Annotated in this window: 18 protein-coding genes; 15 read left to right on the forward strand and 3 right to left on the reverse strand. The window is 67.6% G+C overall.

Translation table 11 applies throughout. The annotated features are described in order from the left end of the window. The first annotated feature begins 14 nt into the window (after positions 1 to 14). From cobN to ABLE71_RS15215, 5 genes are read left to right on the forward strand one after another with little or no spacing between them, the layout of a single operon-like run. Positions 15 to 3,404, forward strand: coding sequence for a cobaltochelatase subunit CobN (gene cobN, locus ABLE71_RS15195; protein WP_348784270.1), 3,390 nt, complete (start codon positions 15 to 17; stop codon positions 3,402 to 3,404). Next, positions 3,401 to 4,777 (forward strand): precorrin-3B synthase, encoded by a 1,377-nt coding sequence (gene cobG / locus ABLE71_RS15200; RefSeq protein ID WP_348784271.1) that lies wholly within the window; start codon positions 3,401 to 3,403, stop codon positions 4,775 to 4,777. Before cobN ends, cobG begins: the two co-directional genes overlap by 4 nt. Continuing rightward, positions 4,774 to 5,406 carry a precorrin-8X methylmutase gene (locus tag ABLE71_RS15205; RefSeq protein WP_348784272.1) on the forward strand — a complete coding sequence of 211 codons (633 nt, stop codon included), beginning with the start codon at positions 4,774 to 4,776 and terminating at the stop codon, positions 5,404 to 5,406. Before cobG ends, ABLE71_RS15205 begins: the two co-directional genes overlap by 4 nt. A gap of 2 nt (positions 5,407 to 5,408) precedes the next feature. Continuing rightward, entirely contained in the window at positions 5,409 to 6,143 is a 735-nt protein-coding gene (locus ABLE71_RS15210) for a precorrin-2 C(20)-methyltransferase (RefSeq protein WP_348784273.1), read from the forward strand. Continuing rightward, positions 6,140 to 6,925 (forward strand): precorrin-3B C(17)-methyltransferase, encoded by a 786-nt coding sequence (locus tag ABLE71_RS15215; protein WP_348784274.1) that lies wholly within the window; start codon positions 6,140 to 6,142, stop codon positions 6,923 to 6,925. The genes ABLE71_RS15210 and ABLE71_RS15215 overlap by 4 nt, the downstream gene beginning before the upstream one ends. Here the strand turns inward: ABLE71_RS15215 and ABLE71_RS15220 are convergent. Then, positions 6,880 to 7,650, reverse strand: coding sequence for a cobalt-precorrin-6A reductase (locus tag ABLE71_RS15220; protein WP_348784275.1), 771 nt, complete (start codon positions 7,648 to 7,650; stop codon positions 6,880 to 6,882). The genes ABLE71_RS15215 and ABLE71_RS15220 overlap by 46 nt on opposite strands. A gap of 163 nt (positions 7,651 to 7,813) precedes the next feature. On the opposite strand from ABLE71_RS15220, the gene cbiE reads away from it, so the two are divergent. Genes cbiE through cobM form a run of 3 tightly spaced genes read left to right on the forward strand, consistent with a single transcriptional unit; the run spans position 7,814 to position 10,196 of the window. Further along, positions 7,814 to 9,055 (forward strand): precorrin-6y C5,15-methyltransferase (decarboxylating) subunit CbiE, encoded by a 1,242-nt coding sequence (gene cbiE, locus ABLE71_RS15225; RefSeq protein ID WP_348784276.1) that lies wholly within the window; start codon positions 7,814 to 7,816, stop codon positions 9,053 to 9,055. Then, the gene (locus tag ABLE71_RS15230; protein WP_348784277.1) at positions 9,022 to 9,435 is read left to right on the forward strand and encodes a cobalamin biosynthesis protein; all 414 of its coding nucleotides are present in this window, start codon (positions 9,022 to 9,024) and stop codon (positions 9,433 to 9,435) included. The genes cbiE and ABLE71_RS15230 overlap by 34 nt, the downstream gene beginning before the upstream one ends. Then, positions 9,432 to 10,196, forward strand: a complete 765-nt coding sequence (gene cobM, locus ABLE71_RS15235) for a precorrin-4 C(11)-methyltransferase (protein ID WP_348784278.1) — start codon at positions 9,432 to 9,434, stop codon at positions 10,194 to 10,196. The genes ABLE71_RS15230 and cobM overlap by 4 nt, the downstream gene beginning before the upstream one ends. Here cobM and ABLE71_RS15240 read toward each other — a convergent pair. Then, complete coding sequence (locus ABLE71_RS15240) at positions 10,160 to 11,284, reverse strand: cobalt-precorrin-5B (C(1))-methyltransferase (RefSeq protein WP_348784279.1); 1,125 nt, start codon at positions 11,282 to 11,284, stop codon at positions 10,160 to 10,162. The genes cobM and ABLE71_RS15240 overlap by 37 nt on opposite strands. Positions 11,285 to 11,337: 53 nt before the next feature. Here ABLE71_RS15240 and cobA point away from each other — a divergent pair, with 53 nt between their 5' ends. The 7 genes from cobA (at position 11,338) to ABLE71_RS15275 (ending at position 17,935) form a co-directional block, all read left to right on the forward strand. Beyond that, complete coding sequence (cobA, locus tag ABLE71_RS15245; protein WP_348784280.1) at positions 11,338 to 12,129, forward strand: uroporphyrinogen-III C-methyltransferase; 792 nt, start codon at positions 11,338 to 11,340, stop codon at positions 12,127 to 12,129. Beyond that, a complete protein-coding gene (locus ABLE71_RS15250) occupies positions 12,126 to 13,445 on the forward strand; it encodes a cobyrinate a,c-diamide synthase (RefSeq protein ID WP_348784281.1) in 1,320 nt (439 codons plus the stop codon). Before cobA ends, ABLE71_RS15250 begins: the two co-directional genes overlap by 4 nt. Continuing rightward, positions 13,442 to 14,197, forward strand: a complete 756-nt coding sequence (gene cobS / locus ABLE71_RS15255) for an adenosylcobinamide-GDP ribazoletransferase (RefSeq protein WP_348784282.1) — start codon at positions 13,442 to 13,444, stop codon at positions 14,195 to 14,197. The genes ABLE71_RS15250 and cobS overlap by 4 nt, the downstream gene beginning before the upstream one ends. Before the next feature lie 45 nt (positions 14,198 to 14,242). Next, positions 14,243 to 15,253: a nicotinate-nucleotide--dimethylbenzimidazole phosphoribosyltransferase gene (gene cobT, locus ABLE71_RS15260; RefSeq protein ID WP_348784283.1), complete on the forward strand. Its 1,011-nt coding sequence runs from the start codon at positions 14,243 to 14,245 to the stop codon at positions 15,251 to 15,253. A 178-nt stretch (positions 15,254 to 15,431) separates the two neighbouring features. Next, on the forward strand, positions 15,432 to 16,619 hold the full coding sequence (locus tag ABLE71_RS15265; RefSeq protein WP_348784284.1) for a lipase: 1,188 nt from the start codon (positions 15,432 to 15,434) through the stop codon (positions 16,617 to 16,619). Beyond that, on the forward strand, positions 16,616 to 17,200 hold the full coding sequence (locus tag ABLE71_RS15270; protein ID WP_348784285.1) for a protein-S-isoprenylcysteine O-methyltransferase: 585 nt from the start codon (positions 16,616 to 16,618) through the stop codon (positions 17,198 to 17,200). Before ABLE71_RS15265 ends, ABLE71_RS15270 begins: the two co-directional genes overlap by 4 nt. A 78-nt stretch (positions 17,201 to 17,278) precedes the next feature. Further along, positions 17,279 to 17,935 carry a lipase gene (locus ABLE71_RS15275; protein WP_348784286.1) on the forward strand — a complete coding sequence of 219 codons (657 nt, stop codon included), beginning with the start codon at positions 17,279 to 17,281 and terminating at the stop codon, positions 17,933 to 17,935. Positions 17,936 to 17,956: 21 nt separating this feature from the next. Here the strand turns inward: ABLE71_RS15275 and ABLE71_RS15280 are convergent, their stop codons facing one another. Then, positions 17,957 to 18,895, reverse strand: a complete 939-nt coding sequence (locus tag ABLE71_RS15280; RefSeq protein WP_348784499.1) for a HupE/UreJ family protein — start codon at positions 18,893 to 18,895, stop codon at positions 17,957 to 17,959. Positions 18,896 to 18,906 lie beyond the last annotated feature (11 nt).

Below are 18,906 nucleotides of genomic sequence, written 5' to 3' on the forward strand. Positions count from 1 at the left end.
GGAGACGCGCCGCCGTGCACCTCCTCACCACATCGTCCGCTTCGCTCGACGATCTCGTCGAGCCTGTCGATCTCAGGCAGGCGCCGGCGGATATCGTGGCGCTGTCCTTCACCGACAGCGATCTCGCGGGCATGGCGGCGGCGTGGAAGGCCGAAGCGCAAAACCTGCCCGCGATGCGGCTCGCCGCCCTGCGTGATCTCAGGCACCCGATGTCCGTCGACCTCTGGATCGACAGCGTCGCCGCGCACGCAAAGGTCATTCTCGTGCGCATACTCGGCGGCTACGACTGGTGGCGCTACGGCTGCGACCAGCTCGCGGCGATGGCCCGCGTTAGAGGCATCAAGCTAGCGCTGCTGCCCGGCGAATGCCGCGACGAGGATCCGCGCCTGATCGAATGCTCGACCCTGCCGCGCGCCGAACTCGACGTGCTGCTTTCCTATTTCCGCGAAGGCGGGCCCCGGAACATGACCGCCCTGATGCGCCGGCTGGCCGTGCTGGCGGGGCATGAGGCGGAGGCGGTCGACGCCGTCGAAGTGCCGAAGGCAGGATTCTACGATCCGGCCGCGAAGGCCGTGACGCTTTACCCTCCCCCTTGCGGGGAGGGTCTGACGGCGAAGCCGGCAGGGGTTGGGGTGGCGCAAGACCGAGCGCTTCCTTTCCCACTCGCCCCCGTCATTGCCATCCTTTTCTACCGCTCGATGCTGCTCGCCTCCGACGTCGCGCCGATCGACGCGCTGTGCGAGGCGCTGCGCGTCAAGGGCATGCGTCCTGTTCCGGTCTTCGTCGCCAGCCTCAAGGACGCCGCCTCGGCCGATTTCGTGGAGAGCGCCCTCCGCGAATTGCGGCCCGCCCTCATCGTCACCGCGACGGCGTTCGCCACCGGGGCGGAGCCAGGCGCCGAAACGCTGTTCGACCGCGCCGGCGTGCCTGTCATGCAGGTGATCGTCGCCACCACGCGCCGCGAGGCCTGGGAGAAAAGCCCGCGCGGGCTGGCTCCGGCCGACCTCGCCATGCATGTCGTGATGCCGGAACTCGATGGGCGAATTCTCGCCGGAGCGTTCTCGTTCAAGGGAGAGAGTGCGCTCGACCCGGCGCTCGGGTTTCGCGCCTTCGTCAACCGGCCGGAGCCCGACCGCATCGAGCAGGTTGCCACGCGCATCGAGGCGATGGTGCGCCTGCAAAGCACGGCGCGGGCCGACAGGCGTATCGCGATATTGATGCCAGACTATCCGGGAGCGGCGGGCCGTACCGGTTATGCCGTCGGCCTCGACGTCCCCTCCTCTGTGCTCGCCATGCTGCATGACCTGAAGGACGAGGGTTATGCCGTTGAAGGGATTCCGCAATCGCCACGCGCGCTGCTGGATCTCATCGAGGATGGCAGCGAAGGATTGAGCCTGGACGAATACCTTTCCTTCTCGTCGGAACTGCCGGCCGAAGCAAAGGCAGCCGTCGAAGCTGCCTGGGGCAAAGCCGACGCCCCCTCGCACTTCCGCGCCGCGACCTTCGGCAATGTCACGGTCGCGCTCGCCCCTGATCGCGGCAGGTCGGCCGACCGCCGCGCCGACTATCACGACCCTGCCCTGCCGCCGCGCCATGAACTTGTCGCCTTCGGCCTGTGGCTGCGGAAGGCGCTCGGTATCCACGCCATCGTGCATGTCGGGGCGCACGGCACGCTCGAATGGCTGCCGGGCAAGACCGTGGCGATGAGCCAAAGCTGTTTCCCCGAGATCGTCACGGGTTCCCTGCCTGTCATCTATCCGTTCATCGTGTCGAACCCCGGCGAGGCCGCGCAGGCCAAGCGCCGCATCGCCGCCGTGACGCTCGGCCACCTGCCGCCGCCGCTGGCCGCGGCCGGGCTGGATGAGGGCAAGCAGAAGTTGGAGCGGCTGGTCGACGAATATGCCCAGGCCGACGGGCTCGACCGCCGCCGCCGCGACCGGCTGGCGCAATTGATCGTCGAAACCGCCGCGAAGACAGGTCTCGCCTCCGACGCGGGCGTCGCCGCGACCGACGCGCCCGACGAGGCCTTGCGCCGCATCGACGCCTGGCTCTGCGATCTCAAGGATTTTGCCATCAAGGACGGACTCCACATCTACGGCCGGGCCGGACCGGACGATGAGCCTATCCGCAAGCAGAGCGCCGAAGCCGAACGCGGAGCGCTGATCGCCGCGCTCGACGGCCGCCATGTCGGCGCCGGCCCGTCGGGCGCACCGGCGCGGGGAAGGACCGATGTCCTTCCCACCGGCCGCAATCTTTTCACCGCCGATCCGCGCACCATGCCCACCCCTACCGCTTTCGACATCGGCGAGGCAGCCGCAGCCGAAGTCCTGCGCCGCTACATGCAGGACCACGGCGACTGGCCGCGCTCGCTGGTCGTCGACCTCTGGGGTTCGGCCTCGCTGCGGACCGGCGGCGAGGAGATCGCGCAGGGGCTGGCGCTGATGGGCTGCCGTCCGCAATGGGATTCGGCGACCGGCCGCGTGACCGGCATCGAGGTTCTGCCGCCGGCACGCGTCGGCCGTCCCCGCGTCGACGTGACGTGGCGCATATCGGGCCTGTTCCGCGACATGTTCCCGACCCAGATCGCATTGCTCGACGCGGCGACCCGGGCGGTCGCCGCGCGGGACGAAAACGCATCCGAGAATCCGCTGGCCGGAGCCGCGCGGCGGGAAAATACCACGCCGGCGCGCGTCTTCGGCTCCTCGCCGGGCACGTACGGCGCGGGCCTGGAAGACCTGCTGGCGAGCGGCGACTGGGCGGAACGGAATGAACTCGGCCGCGCCTATCTCGACGCCGCCTCGCATGCCTATGGCGGCGCCGAGGGAGAAGGCGTCTCGGCCCCCGGCGCCTTCGCCGGCCGGGTGGCGGAGGCTGATTTGCTGGTTCACTCCGGCGACGACCCCGGCCGCGACATCCTGGAGGGATCGGCGGACGTCGCCTTCGTCGGCGGTTTTTCGGCTGCGGTGGCGCTGCTCGGCGGCAAGGCAGACGTCATCATGCTCGACACCACCGACCCGACAAAGCCCAGGCCGCGCTCCGTGACCGAGGCGGTCACGCGCGTCGTCCGTGCGCGTGCCACGAACCCGCGCTTTATCGAGGGCCAGATGCGGCACGGACCGCGCGGCGCGTCCGAATTCGCCGAAACGGTCGACCGCCTGATCGGCTACGCCGAGACGACCGGAGCCATTCCGGGCGCACTGATCGAGGCATTGCACGACGCCTATCTCGGCGACGAGAAGGTGCGCGCCTTCATGCTGCGCGAGAACCCCAAGGCCGCCGCCTTCATCGCCGAGCGGTTCGCCTCGGCGCGGCGGCGCGGGCTGTGGAACCCCCTGCGCAATTCGATCGACAACGACCTCGCCGCCCTGATCGCCGAGGCGCGGGCGCTGCAGGTGGCGGCATGATCGCGCCGGCGGCACATCGGCCCATGGCGGGCGGCTTTGCGCGGCGCGGCGCCTGCCCTGCCCTTTCCGCGCCGATGAAGACCGGCGACGGGCTGCTGGCGCGGCTGAATCCGGTCGCCGGGGGACTGACGCCGGCGCAGCTCGGCGGTCTGTGCGAGGCGGCGCAGGCGCATGGCAACGGCGTGGTTGAAGTCACCGCGCGCGGCAGCATTCAGGTGCGCGGACTGACCGAAAGCTCCGCCGTGCTGTTTGCGCAAGCCATTGACCGGCTTGGCATTTCCGCCCGCACGGGCGTTCCGGTTCAGACCGGCGCGTTAGCCGGGCTCGACCCGAACGAGATCGCGGATCCGACCACGTTGGCGGAAATGATCCGGGCAGGCACTGCCAAGGCCGGGCTGGAAGCCCGGCTGGGGCCGAAGATTTCGGTGGTCATCGACGGCGGCGGGCGAACGGCGCTCATCGAGGTCGCCGCGGATGTCAGGCTGACGGCGATCCACGTCGAAGGTTTGCCGCACTGGCGGGTTGCGATTGCAGGCGATGCTGCGACGGCAAGGACGCTGGGCATCGCGCACGGCGACACCGAGGCCAGCGAAGCCGCGCTGGCGCTGCTGTCGGAGATCGCCGCGATGGGACGCGAGGCGCGGGCAAGAGACCTGAGCGAAGCGCAATTGCTGCGTGTTTCCAATCGCTTATCAGGCTCGCACCCCGCGATGCCCCCCTCTGGCCACGCCGCTGGATCGCTTGTCGGCACCACAAGGTTGCGCGACGATCGACTAGCCTTCGGTGTCGCGCTGCCATTCGGCCACACCAAGGCTAAGCTGCTAAAAGCATTGGCGGAAGCGGCCCAAACGCTTGGCATCGACGACATCCGTCCTGCGCCGGGGCGGACACTGGTCGCGCTTTGCGGGACGGCGATTGACGCCGAGACGCTGAAAAACCAGGCGGAGACGCTGGGCTTTGTCACCTCTCCCGACGATGTCAGGCAGGCGATCTCGGCATGCCCGGGTGCCCCGGAATGCGCATCTGGACATCTTCCCGCACGCCTGGTCGCTGCTGAAATCGCCAACGAATACAGCAGCTTGCTTGATGGCTCGATTCACCTCCACGTCTCCGGCTGCGCCAAGGGCTGCGCCCATCCCGGCAAGGCGGACCTGACCGTCGTCGGCTGCGCGGGTGGGGCCGGACTTGTCGTCAACGGGACGGCGCGGGATGAACCGCTCGGCTTTGTGGATAATGTCGGCGCGCGGGGCGGTCTGGCCGCCGTCGCGGCACTCGTTTCCGCAGGACGGCATACGGAAGAGGCGACGGCGCAAGCGATTGACAGGATTGGATTTTCCGCGCTGGCGGAAGCCTTCGGACAGAGCGGGAAATGACGGCCTACGACTACATCCACGACGGCAATGCGATCTACGAGCGGTCCTTCGCGATCATCCGTTCGGAGGCGGACCTCCAGCGATTCTCGGACGAAGAGGCCGATGTCGCGGTGCGCATGATCCATGCCTGCGGCCTGGTCGAGGCAGCGCAACACTTTGTTTTCTCAAATGATTTTGTCACGTCTGCCAGGCAGGCCCTGCTCGCCGGAGCGCCGGTTCTCTGCGACGCCGAGATGGTCGCCCGCGGCGTCACCGTGGCCCGGCTGCCGGCCAAGAACGAGGTGGTCTGCACCTTGCGCGACCCGCAAACCGCTGACATCGCAAAGAAAATCGGCAACACACGCTCGGCGGCCGCGCTCGAATTGTGGCGCGACAGGCTGGGTGGGGCGTTGGTCGCCATTGGCAACGCGCCGACGGCACTGTTCTATCTGCTTGAAATGATTGGGAAAGGCGCCCCGAGGCCTGCGGCGATCATCGGCATGCCGGTGGGTTTCGTGGGCGCCGCCGAATCGAAGCAGGCGCTGGCCGAAAGCAAGCTCGGCATCCCCTGGGCAATCGTGCGCGGACGCATGGGCGGCAGCGCCATGACAGCCGCAGCCGTCAACGCTCTCGCGAGGCCAGGCCTTTGAATATGCACACGAAATCAGGCCGGCTGATCGGCGTCGGCACGGGTCCCGGCGACCCGGAACTGCTGACGCTGAAGGCCGTGCGCGCGTTGGAGGAGGCGGACGTCGTGGCCTTTTTCGCCAAGCGCGGCAGCAACGGCAACGCACGCGGCATCGTCGGGCCGCACTGGCGCGAAACGTGGATTGAATTGCCGCTGGTCTATCCGGTGACCACGGAAATCCATAAGGATTCCAAGGAGTACCGGGAAGCGATCCTCGGCTTCTACGAAGAATCTGTTCACAAGATAGAAAAACACCTCGAAGCCGGCAGGATTGTCGCGGTTCTGTCGGAAGGAGACCCGCTTTTCTACGGATCCTACATGCACCTGCATGTCAGGCTCGCCGGCCACTGGCCGACCGAGGTGATACCGGGCGTGACGGCGATGTCGGGATGCTGGTCGCAGACCGGCACGCCGATCGTCCAAGGCGACGACATCCTGACCGTACTGCCGGGTACGCTCTCCGAATTCGAGCTGACGCGACGGCTGGCCGACACCGACGCCGCTGTCATCATGAAGGTCGGGCGCAATCTGCCGAAGATCAGGCGGGCGCTGGCCGCGACGGGGATGCTGGAGCGGGCGATCTATGTCGAGCGCGGCACGATGGCGAACACGAGTTCGGTGCGGCTGGCCGACAAAGCGGACGACGAGGCGCCGTATTTTTCAATCGTGCTCGTGCCGGGCTGGGCCGAGAAACCATGAGCCGGACGGACAACGGCCATGTCGCCGTCATCGGGCTCGGACCGGGCGGCGCGCACCAGGTGACCCCCGAGGCGAGCGAGGCCGTCGCCGCGGCGAAATGGTTCTATGGCTACGGACCCTATGTCGACCGGCTGGAGCTGAGGCCCGACCAGGTCAAGGTCACTTCGGACAATCGCGAGGAGATTTCACGGGCACAGGCAGCCCTGACGAAGGCAGCCGAAGGCGAGCGCGTCGCGGTGGTGTCGGGCGGGGACCCCGGCGTCTTCGCCATGGCGGCGGCGGTGTGCGAGGTGATCGAGGCCGGTCCGCCGGAATGGCGCGACGTTGACCTGACGATCGTGCCTGGAGTGACGGCGATGCTGGCGGTGGCGGCAAGGATCGGCGCGCCGCTCGGGCACGATTTCTGCGCGATCTCGCTGTCGGACAATCTGAAGCCGTGGGAGACGATCGAGAAACGGCTTGATGCGGTCGCCTCGGCGGGTTTCGTGATCGCGCTCTACAACCCGATCAGCAAGGCGCGCCCATGGCAGCTCGGCAAAGCCTTTGAGCGGTTGCGGACGATCCTGCCGGAAAGCACTCCAGTCATCTTCGGCCGCGCCGCCGGACGCCCTGACGAGACGATCGAGGTGGCCCCGCTCAGCCAAGCGGACGCGGCGCAGGCCGACATGGCCACCTGCATCATCATCGGCTCGGCGGAGACACGAGTGATCGATCGCGGCGAGAAGGCCGCGCTGGTCTATACGCCGCGCTTTTCGGGCCCCGGTCCCGGGGTCAGCACATGATCGGCGAGGCGCAAGACTTCCTCGACATCTGCCCCGGACGGCAGATCCGGCAACGACGGACGGCGGATGAGAAAGACCTCGATGCCGAGCTGTCGCGCCGCGGCGATCTTGCCGTAGGTGGCGTCGCCGCCGCTGTTCTTGGCTACGATAACGTCGATGCCGTGCGCTTTGAGCAGCGCGCAATCGTCGACCTCCGAGAATGGTCCGCGCGCCGGGATGTAGGTCGCGTGCGGCACGGCGAGCGGCGGCTCGACCGGATCGACGCTGCGGATGAGGTAGGCGTGTTGGGGCGCCGCCTCGAAGGGCGCAAGCTCCTGTCGCCCGAGCGCGAGGAAGATTTTTCGCGGGGTTGTGCCAAGCAAAGCGGCGGCCTCGGTCGCGTTACCGACCAGCGTCCAGCGGTCGCCGGGATTCTGCTCCCAAGGCGGACGGCGCAGCGCGATGGCGGGAACGCCGGTAAGCTGCGCGGCTTGTGCGGCGTTGGCCGAGATATTGGCAGCATAGGGATGCGTGCCGTCGATCAGCAGTTTGATGCGGTTGTCCCTCAGATAGGCCGCGAGGCCTTCAACGCCGCCGAAACCGCCGACGCGGACCGGGACGCCCTGCGGAACGGGATCCCTGGTGCGGCCGGCAAGCGACAGCGTGACCTCGTATTTCGCGGCGAGCTTCCCGGCGAGCTGCCTGGCCTCCGTGGTGCCGCCGAGGACGAGGATGCGGTCGGTCATTCTCTTGGTCTAGTCCTATTGCCGGCGCGTATGAAAAGTGCCCCTCACCCTTACCCTCTCCCCGCAAGAACGGGGAGAGGGGGTCGTCAGCGTTGCGGCCATCTCTCCTCTCCCCGTTGTTACGGGGAGAGGATGCCGGCAGGCAGGTGAGGGGCGGCGCGGCGTGTCAAACAAGCAACAACTTGCCCCGAAATGGCTCGCGGTCGTCGGCATTGGCGAGGACGGCGTGGCGGGGCTGGGCGAGGAGGCGAAGAAGCTGATCGGCGAGGCCGAGATCGTGTTCGGTGGCAGGCGGCATCTGGCGCTGGCGGCAGAGCTTGTGAAGGGCGAGAGCCGGGCGTGGCCGAGCCCGTTCGATGCGGCGATGCGCGAGGTGGTGGCGCTGCGCGGGAAAAAAGTCTGCGTGCTCGCGTCCGGCGATCCCTTTTTGCACGGTGTCGGCGCGACGCTGGCAAGGCATGTTCCGGCCGACGAGATGATGGTCGTCCCTGCCCCGTCGGCCTTCAGCCTTGCGGCGGCGCGGCTCGGCTGGGCGCTGCAGGATGTCGAGACTGTATCGCTGCACGGCCATGCCATCGACCTGATCCGCCCGCTGCTGCAGCCCAAACGCCGGGTGCTGGCGCTGACGTCGGACGGGGATGGGCCGGCTGCGGTCGCCGCGGTGCTCACCGGCCTCGGCTTCGGTGCGTCGAAGCTTACCGTTCTGGAGGCTCTGGGTGGATCGGACGAACGTATCCGAACCGCGACGGCGCAGGGCTTCGACCTCGAAGACGTCAATTCCCTCAACGTGCTGGCGGTTAAAGTTGAATCATCCCGCGAGGCGCGGGTGCTGCCGCTCGTGCCCGGCCGCGCCGACGATCTGTTCGAGCATGACGGGCAGATCACCAAGCGCGAGGTGCGCGCGGTGACGCTTGCCGCGCTGGCTCCCCGGCGCGGCGAATTGTTGTGGGACATCGGCGCGGGATCGGGCTCGGTATCGATCGAATGGATGCTGGCCGACCCGGCGATGCGGGCCATCACGATCGAGGCGGACGCGGAACGCGCGACGCGCATCCGGCGCAATGCCTCGGCCTTCGGCGTGCCGGACCTGCGGGTTGTCGAGGGGGCGGCACCGGCCGCACTCGCCGGCCTGCCTGCGCCCGACGCGATCTTCATCGGCGGCGGCGGCACCGACGACGGCGTGCTGGACGCGGCGATCGCCGCCCTGCCCTCCGGGGGCCGGCTGGTGGCCAACGCGGTGACGCTGGAGATGGAGGCGCTGCTGCTGGCGAAACATGCCGCGCTCGGCGGCGAGCTGGTGCGCATCGCCATTTCGCGCGAAACGGCGATCGGGCGGATGAGCGGCTGGCGGCCGGCCATGCCGGTGACGCAATGGAGTTGGGTCAAATCCGGGGTGAAGCCGTGATCGTGGCGGGCATCGGCAGCCGCAAGGGCGTCAGCGCGACCGAGGTGGTCGCGGCGATCGAGGCGACGCTGAAAGAGCATGGACTGACGAAGGCGGCGCTTTCGCTGCTCGCGACGGCGCGCATGAAACGCGACGAGGCCGGGATCATCGCTGCGGGCGCGGCGCTGAATGTTCCGCTGATCCTCGTCGACGATGAGGTGCTCAGGGATATGTCCGCCAAGACACTCAGTCATTCCGACGCATCGCTGGCGGCCGCCGGCGTCGGATCAGTCTCCGAGGCGGCGGCACTGGCGGCGGCAGGGGAAGGTGCGCGGCTGGCGAGGCCCCGCATCGCGGTCGGGGCTGTTACCTGCGCCCTCGCCTTCGGTGGCGACATATGACCGTGCATTTCATCGGCGCGGGGCCGGGCGCGGCCGACCTGATCACCGTGCGCGGGCGCGACCTCATCGCCGCCTGCCCGGTCTGCCTTCATGCCGGCTCGATCGTGTCGCCGGAACTACTGCAATACTGCCCGGCCGGCGCGCGCGTCGTGGATACGGCGCCGCTGTCGCTCGACGAGATCGAGGCCGAATATGTCGCCGCGCACGAGGCCGGCAAGGATGTCGCGCGGCTGCATTCGGGCGACCTGTCCGTATGGAGCGCGGTGGCCGAGCAGATCAGGCGGCTGGAGCGCCTGGGCATCCCCTATACGCTGACGCCCGGCGTGCCCTCCTTCGCGGCGGCGGCGGCGGCACTCGGCCGCGAGCTGACGATCCCGGAAGTGGCGCAGTCGCTGGTGCTGACCAGGGTTTCGGGCCGCGCCTCGAAGATGCCTGCTGGCGAGACGCTGAAAAACTTCGGCGCAACCGGAGCGACGCTGGCGATCCATCTGGCGATCCATGCGATCCATGACATCGTCGAACAACTCACGCCGCTCTATGGGGCCGACTGTCCGGTGGCGGTGGTGTTCAGGGCGTCGTGGCCGGACGAGCGGATCGTGCGCGGGACGCTTGATGACATCGAGGCGAAGCTGGCGGCCGATCCGATCGAACGCACCGCGATCGTCTTCGTCGGGCGCGGGCTGGGCGCGGAGGATTTTCGCGAGAGTTCGCTCTACGACGCCTATTACCAGCGCCGGTTTCGCGGGCGGGACACGCTATGAGCGGCAGCGAAGTCCTTCCGCCCCATCAGTTCGCCGTCGCGGTTGAAGACGAGCAGTTCGAGTTCGATGCCGGTGCCCTTGAGCACGGCGGCCGCGGTGGTCCATGCCCGGGAGGCGATGGCGTCGCCGACGGGAATGCCCTCGGCGGTCGCTTCGGAAAAAGCCTCGGCCACCGTATTGGCAGAACGGATGCGCGCCGCCAGTTCGTCCGACGCGCCGGCCTCGATCGCCACCGCCGCCAACGCGTCGAGATCGGCCATGCCGCGCTTGGAATGAACGTCCAGCAGGCCCTGCGCGAGCTTGGTCATCTTGGCGACGCCGCCAGCGATCGTGACACGCGGCACCGGGTGGTCGCGGATGTATTTCAGCATGCCGCCGACGAAATCGCCCATGTCGATGAGCTGCACCTCGTGCAGGCCGTGGAGCTTTTGCGCCGCAAGCTCGGAGGCGTTGCCGGTGGCTCCCGAGACATGGGTGAACCCCATGGCGCGCGCGACGTCGACGCCGCGATGGATGGAGTGAATCCAGGACGAGCAGGAGTACGGGATGACGATGCCCGTCGTGCCGAGGATGGAAATGCCGCCCAGAATGCCGAGACGCGGGTTGAGCGTGCGTTCGGCCATCTTCGCGCCATCCGGCACGGAAATCTCGACCTCGATGTCAGCGGCCTCTCCGGCCGCCTCGCGCACGGAAGCCGCGATCATCTTGCGCGGCACCGGATTGATGGCTGGTTCGCCGGGCGGGATCGGCAGGCCGGGCCGCGTGACCAGGCCGACGCCCTCGCCGCGAACATAGGTGACGCCGGTGCCGGGCTTGCCGGGCCGCACCGTGGCGGTGACAACAGCGCCGTGGGTGACATCGGGATCGTCGCCGGCGTCCTTGACGATCGCGGCGATGGCGGATCCGTCACGGAGGTCGTGGCGGGCGAGCGCGAAGGCGACGCGACGGCCCGAGGGCAGCGCGATCTCGACCGGGTCGGGGAACGCGCCAGACACCAGCGCCGCTGCCGCGGCCTTGGCGGCGGCCGCGGCGCAGGCGCCGGTGGTCCAGCCGCGTTTGAGGGGTCCCTGGGGGGGTTCGTCTTCCATCGAGCGATCTATAGGCGTGAGTGGTGCGTCAGTCATCGAAGAAAGCAGCAAGGATGAGTGGGAAAGCCTTCCTTGAACAGGCGGTCGCGCGGCTGGCGCATGACGGCCCAGAGCTCAAGCCCGGCCATGTGTGGCTGGCCGGCGCCGGCCCCGGCGATCCGGGGCTGCTGACGCTCGACGTTCTTTCGGCACTCGCGCAGGCCGACGCGCTGGTGCACGACGCGCTGGTTTCGGACAAGGTGGTCGCGGTGGGGAGCCAGGCCGAAAAATTCTTCGTGGGAAAACGCGGCGGACGGCTGTCGATCCCGCAGGGCGAGATCAACGCGCTGCTGGTGCGGCTGGCGAAGGAGGGCCGCAAGGTCGTGCGGCTGAAGGGCGGGCACCCGCTGGTCTTCGCGCGCGGCGGCGAGGAGGCGCTGGCTCTTGCCGCGGAAAGCATCCCGTTCCGGGTACTGTCGGGCGTGACCTCGGCCTTCGGCGGGCTCGCCTCGGCGGGCATCCCGGCGACGATGCGCGGCGTCAACGGCGCGGTGATTCTCGCGACCGGTTTTGCCGCGCAGAGCGACGACCGGCCGGACTGGGCCGCCCTTGCCCGCACCGGCCAGCCGATCGTGATCTACATGGGCCTCACGCATATGGCCGATACGGTCGAGGCGCTGAAGGCCGGCGGTCTCGCCGAAGACACGCCGGCGGCGCTGGTGGAGAACGCGACGCTGCCCGGGGAGCGCACGGTGGTGGCTACGCTGGGCACGCTGGTCGAGGCGGCGGCGTGGGAGCGCATCGTGTCCCCTGCCCTGATCGTGATCGGGCACATCGTCTCGCTGCGGGAAAAGTTCGGGCGATGAGCGCGCGCGCGATCATCATCGGCGCGCCGCGCTCGGGCTCCGGAAAAACTTCGGTGACCATCGGCCTGCTGCGGGCGCTGAGGCGGCGCGGCATCGCCGTCGCCGGCGCGAAATCCGGGCCGGATTATATCGACCCGGGCTTCCACAAGGCGGCGACGGGACGCGACGGCGTGAACCTCGACAGCTGGGCGATGCCGCCGGGCCTGCTCGGCGCCCTGGCTGCGGAGGCGGCAAACGATGCGGATGCGGTTGTGATCGAAAGCGCGATGGGGCTGTTCGACGGCATCCCGGCCGAGCCGGGGCGTTCGGGCGCGGCGGCCGACCTCGCCAGGCTCTACGGCCTGCCGGTGCTTTTGGTGCTCGACGTGTCCGGACAGTCGCAGACTGCGGCGGCCATCGCCAAGGGGTTTGCCACGTATGATCCTCAGGTGAGGATCGCCGGCGTCGTGCTCAACCGGCTGGGCAGCGAGCGGCATCGCAAGCTGGCCGGCGATGCGATCGAGGCGCTGGGCATTCCCGTGGTCGGCGCGGTGATGCGCGACCCTACCCTCACCCTGCCCGAACGGCATCTCGGGCTGGTGCAGGCGGGCGAGCACGCGGACATCGACACGCATATCGAGCGGCTGGCGGATGTCATGGAGCGCTCGCTGGATATCGACAGGGTGCTTGGCCTGATGATGCCGCTGGAGCCGCAGGGCGGCGATTTTTCCGCCGCGCTGCCGCCGCCGGGTCAACGCATCGCGCTGGCCGACGATCAGGCGTTCAGCTTCCTCTACCCGCATGTGGCAAGGCACTGGCGCAAGGCCGGGGCGGAGATCGTGCCGTTCTCGCCGCTCGCCGACGAAGGGCCGAATCAAAGCTGCGACGTCTGCTGGCTGCCGGGCGGCTATCCCGAACTGCATGCCGGACGACTCGCAGCCGCCGGGAATTTCCGCGCCGGGCTGCGGGAGTTCGCGGAGAACAGGCCGGTGCATGGAGAGTGCGGCGGCTTCATGGTGCTAGGTGAAGGGCTGGTGGATGCGGATGGCGAGCGGCACCAGATGCTCGGCCTGCTTTCCCACGCAACCAGCTTCGCCAGGCGCAAGATGAATCTCGGCTACCGGCGCGCGAAGCTGACGGCTGACTCCGCGCTCGGCCCTGCGGGGTCGCAAGTGCGCGGCCACGAGTTCCACTACGCGCAGATGATCGAGCCGCGAACGGACGAGCCGCTCGTCGAGATCGCCGACGGCCAGGGCAATCCGCTAGGGCTCTCGGGCGGGCGGCGCGGGCTGGTCAGCGGCACATTCTTCCACGCCATCGCGAGGACCTCTACATGACGCCGCGCCGGATCGCCGACGACATCGCCTTATGCCTCGTCTTCTTCACGCGGCTGCCGCTGCCGCGCCTCGAGTTCGGCGCGCGCACGCTGGCGCAGGCGATCTGGGCGGCGCCGCTCGCCGGCGTCGCGGTGGCGGTGGCGGCAAGCGTGGTGCATGCGGCTGCAAGCGCGGCCGGATTGTCGCCGGAAGTCGCGGCCGCGCTGGCGCTCGCCGCAGCGATGCTGACGACAGGCTGCCTGCACGAGGACGGGCTGTCGGACGTGGCCGACGGGTTCGGCGGCGGCAAGACGCGCGAGCAGAAGCTCGACATCATGCGCGACAGCCGCATCGGCGCCTACGGTGCGGCGGCGCTGATGCTGTCGGCGCTGATCCGCTGGAGCGCGCTGGTCCAGCTCGGCAACCCGTTTTTCGTGTTCTGCGGGCTCGCCGCGGCGCATGCGGCATCGCGCGCGCTACTGCCAGCCTTCATGCATCTCGTTCCGCCTGCCAGGCAGGACGGGCTCGCCGCCGGCGCTGGTACCGTGGCGGCGGACACGGCAATGACAGCGCTGGCGACCGGCGCGGTGGCGCTGCTGGCGCTCGGGGTTTCAGGGCTGGCCGCAGCCGCTTTCCTTCTCGCCCTCGTCTTCTACGGCTTTCGCGCGCTTTGCCTGCGCCAGATCGGCGGGCAGACGGGCGATACGCTGGGTGCGCTTCAGCAGCTCGGCGAGATCGCCGTGCTGCTGGTCGCGGCGGCCATCCTCACCTGATTCAAACTCTCAACGCATTGACTCAAATCCGGAGCCATTTTTTCCATGTCCTTCAAATCCTTCGATGAACTGCGCGCGGCCTGCACGAACCTCTGGCCCGGCGACGAGGTGGCAGCGAAGGCCGCCCTCGCCCGCCAGGACACGCTGACCAAGCCGCAAGGCAGCCTCGGCCGGCTGGAAGAGATCGCTGCCTGGCTGGCGCGCTGGCAGGGCCGCGCCATGCCGAAGCTGGACAAGGTGCAGGTGGTGGTGTTCGCGGGTTCTCATGGCGTCACCGCGCAGGGCGTCTCAGCCTTCCCGGCCGAGGTGACGCATCAGATGGTGGCGAATTTCGCCGCCGGCGGCGCTGCGATCAACCAGCTTGCCCGCGCGGCCGGCGCCGAACTTTCCGTGGTGCCGCTGGAGGTCGAGCGTCCCACGGGCGACTTCACGCAGGAGACCGCGATGGACGAGGCGGATTTCCTGAAAGCCGTGTCGGCGGGCTACGCCGCCGTCGCCGAAGATGCCGACCTCGCCTGCTTCGGCGAAATGGGCATCGGCAACACGACGACGGCGGCGGCGATTGCCGCGGCGCTGTTCGGCGGCGAGCCGGCAAAGTGGGTCGGGCGCGGCACCGGCGTCGACGACGCCGGCCTGAAGCGCAAGGCGGCGGCCATCGAAAAAGGCCTGGCGCTCCACAAGGCCGCACTCGGCGATCCGCTCAGGATAGCGGCAGCGCTCGGGGGGCGCGAGCTTGCCGCGATCATGGGCGCGACGCTTGCCGCGCGGCACAAAAAAGTTCCCGTGCTGCTCGACGGCTTCGTCTGCACGGCGGCCGCAGCACCCCTGCTAGGGCTCGACCCGGCAGGGCTGGCGCATGCGCTGGCCGGACATGTCTCGGCGGAAGCCGGCCATCGCGGGCTGCTCGCAGCACTCGGGCTGGCGCCGCTCTTCGACCTCGGCATGCGGCTCGGCGAAGGCTCCGGCGCCTGCCTGGCGGTCAACGTCGTGCGTTCGGCGCTTGCCTGCCATACCGGCATGGCGAGTTTTGCCGAAGCGGGCGTGTCGCAAGGGTAGGTCGCACGCGCTCTTCGGTGTCGGCACGGCGCCGGCGGCCAACGTTGTGCGCTTGGCGCCGGGAAGCGCACGCCCCGGCTGTCGCGCCGGCCAATCTTCGGTTATGCAAAGTGCAAGTGTAGCGCTGGATGGATAGAACGGAGAGACCTATTAAAGTTTCGCAGGCAAGCAGAACGGCATGATAGCCCGTCGATGCATTTTTTTCATCGGAGGTTACGAACCGAAGACGCCGAAGAGTTTTTTCGAGCGTCTTGCGCGCGAAATGCGCCGTTTCGAAGCGACCTGGGGCGTCGAGACATCGACGACGGACATCGCCCTTCCCCTTGCCGACGTCGGCAGCGTGACGGTGGTGACGTCCGCGGCAGACTCGTGGCAGGTGACCACGGACTTCCAGTTTTTCGGCCTCGATTCGATCGTCGACGCCGACGCCGCCCGGTGGCTGCCCGTGCGTGTGTTCCGCTATCTCGCCGCCTTCCTGGATTACTGGCTCAGCGGCACGGCCTTTTCGATTTTCGCAAAAAGCTGGCGGTTCGGGCTGTATTTTCTCTATCCGTTTGCCGTGACCGCCTTCTTCTTCCTGGCGGTGCTGCTTGCAGCGTCAGCCGCCTTGCGGTTTGCGAACATAGACACCCCCGCACTGCCGACGCTGATCGCCCTGCTGGCCCTCTTTCCGCTTCTGGCGACGCTGGGTAAACGATGGTCGGTCACGCATCTGATGGATCTATGGTCGTTTTCCAGGGAGTATGTCCGGGGCAGCAGGCCGGAGGCCGAGGCGCTGATGGAGCAATATGCAACAATCGCCACCGAGACGGTGAAAGCCCGGCAGTTCGACGAGATCATTTTTGTCGGGCACAGCACGGGCGGCGGTTTGATCCTCGACGTTGCGGCAAGGAGCCTCCAGGCCGATCCCGGCATGGCGAGGCGCGGCGCCGAAGTCGCCCTGCTGACGCTGGGCTCGACGGCCTTGAAGTTTGGGCTGCATCCCGCGGCGGAGGCTTACAGAACCAAGGTGCAGAGCCTGGTCGACGAAACGTCGCTCAAATGGGCAGAGTTCCAGTGCCTGATGGACGTGATCAACTTCTACAAGACGAACCCTGTAGTCGATATGGGCTTGAGGCCGCGAGCGCAGGGCAGTCCGTCCGCCTTTCCGATCGTTCGCAAGATTCACCTGCCCCGCATGATCGGGCGCGAAATGTACAGGCGCATAAGGGGCAGGTTTTTCCGGATCCACTATCAGTTCGTTTCAGCCAACACGCGCCAATATTTTTATGACTTTTTCCTGATCTGTTTCGGCCCGCATCCGGTGTCCGCGATACCCAACGACCCGAGCGTCGCCGTCTTTTCAGATGGGGAAGCAGTTCGATGACCGAGGGCGCAGCGGCGTTCATCTGGCTTGCAGGCCTCGTTGCCTGGTTCGTGATACGGCTCCCCTACCAGCGGCGCGCGCGCAGGATTCGCATCGTTGCCGCGCAGCGCACGCTGTCCGAACGCCTGGTGCTTCCGGCGGCGGGAATTGGCCTCTCGGTGATTCCGGCGTTCCATCTCGCCACAGGCGTTTTCGGATTTGCGGACTATCGTTTCCGGCCCTGGATGGGTTGGTGCGGGCTCGCCGTGGAGGTGCTTTTCCTGGCGCTGTTTTACGCCAGCCATCGCCAGCTCGGCCGCAACTGGTCGGTGACTTTGGAGATCCGGGACAAGCATCGGCTGGTCACCGATGGGCCGTATCGATATGTCCGTCATCCGATGTATTCGTCGTTCTGGCTGTGGGCGATTGCGCAGGCCTTCCTCCTGCCCAACTGGGTGGCGGGCCTGTCCGGCATCGCTGGGGTGGGCCTGCTCTATTTTGGACGTGTCGGGGCGGAGGAGGCGCTGATGCAAAAGTCCTTCGGCGACGAATACCGTTCCTACGCTGCAAGAACCGGCCGTGTCGTTCCCCGTATTTTCTAACCGCTGATGCGGCTGGCAAGAAAGCCGGATTTGAAATATTCGTAGAAACCGACCGCAATAGTCCAACTGGGCAGTCGGATGATCCCGTCGAGCATTTCGCTTCGTTTTTGTCTTGTCCTGGCAATCGTCCTGTGTACCGGCATCAGAGCCGATGCCTCCCAGCGGGCAGTGGCCGACGACACATACGCCGTGGCGGCTAAGGCCGCCTTCCAGGGCGACGTGTACATCCTTAGCGGCGGCTTCAGCGTCTTCTCCGCCGGCCTGGACAAACTCAGGGTGGAACTGAAAGAGAAGGGTGTTACGGCGTCGCTGGTCAGCTATCAGGGCTGGCGGGGGGTCGCACAGACGATCGTCGAGCATCGCCAAAAATATGGCCGCACGCCGGTTGTGATCATCGGTCATTCGCTGGGCGCAAACAATGCGATCCTCATTGCGAATGCCTTGAAGAAGAAGGGCATCCGGGTCGACCTGATCGTGAGCTTCGCCGCGACCGCGCCTATGATGGTGCCCTCCAATGTGCGCAATGTCGTCAACTTCTATTTCAAGTCCGGCGGATGGGGCCATGTCTTCAAGGGCGAAAGCGATTTTGCCGGCGCTTTGAACAACAAGGATATGTCCACTCAGCCGGGCATGGGCCACTTCAACCTCGACGACAGTCCGGAGCTGCACGACCAGGTGGTCCGCAACGTGCTGCGATATGTCCGCCCCGCCAAATCCACCATGGCCGTACGGTAAAACGGCTCGGGACGCCTTTGGCTACGCCGCCAGGCCGATGACACGGGGAACGAGCCATAGCATCGCTGCTGTGCCTATCGCATAGGCGCCGACCTGTCGTGCCCGCGCCTGCGGTATCTTGACCAGCGCGCTTGCCGCCGCGAGCAGGATCAGCGCCGCCGCGACGAAGATCAATTGCCCGGCTTCGACGCCAAGGTTGAAGGCCAGCAGGCTGAGCGGAACGTCGGATTGCGGCAGGCCGATCTCCTTGAGCGCGTCGGCGAAGCCGAAGCCGTGCAGCAGCCCGAAGGCGAAGGCCACGACCCAGGGGTAGCTTTCGGAAAGCCGCCTCTCGCCCGGCTTCGCCTTGACCAGTTCGCTGGCGACGAAGGCGATGCTGAGCGCGATGGTCGCTTCCACCGGGGCCTGCGGCAAGCTGAAATAGCCGAGCGATGCGCCGGCAAGCGTGATGCTGTGGGCCACCGTGAAGGCGGTGATCGTCTTCACCAGCATCCAGCGGTCGCGGATGAGCAGCATCAGCGCAAGCACGAACAGCAGATGGTCGAGGCCCGACAGTATGTGGTCGACGCCGAGCAGGAAGTAGGTTTGCGCCACTTCGAGGCTGGTCTGCGTTCCGGCCGCGACGAAGAAGGGCCGTTCCGGCAGGAGGCGAGCGACCTCGGCGTCTCCAGTCGCGTACTGGATGCGCACCAGCGCGTCGGTCATCGTCGAGCCGAGCCCGTCGACGCCGATCTCGCCGCCCTTGAGCCCTCCGGCGCAGGCGACAGTCCATCGCTCCAGATAGGCTCCGCCCTCGAGCGTGGGAACCGGTTCGGCTCTTTCCACGCACGATCCGGGCAGACGGGCGTGAAGCCCGAGGCGCATTTCGCCCAGCGCCGGGACTTTCCAGACGATGGCGAACTCGTCCGGCGCCGTTTCGCGCATTTCGAGATAGGCCGGCCGGATCTCGTGCGCATGCATAGGCGCGGCGG

This window comes from Mesorhizobium sp. KR9-304 (genome assembly GCF_040049215.1).
GTDB lineage: Bacteria > Pseudomonadota > Alphaproteobacteria > Rhizobiales > Rhizobiaceae > Mesorhizobium_K.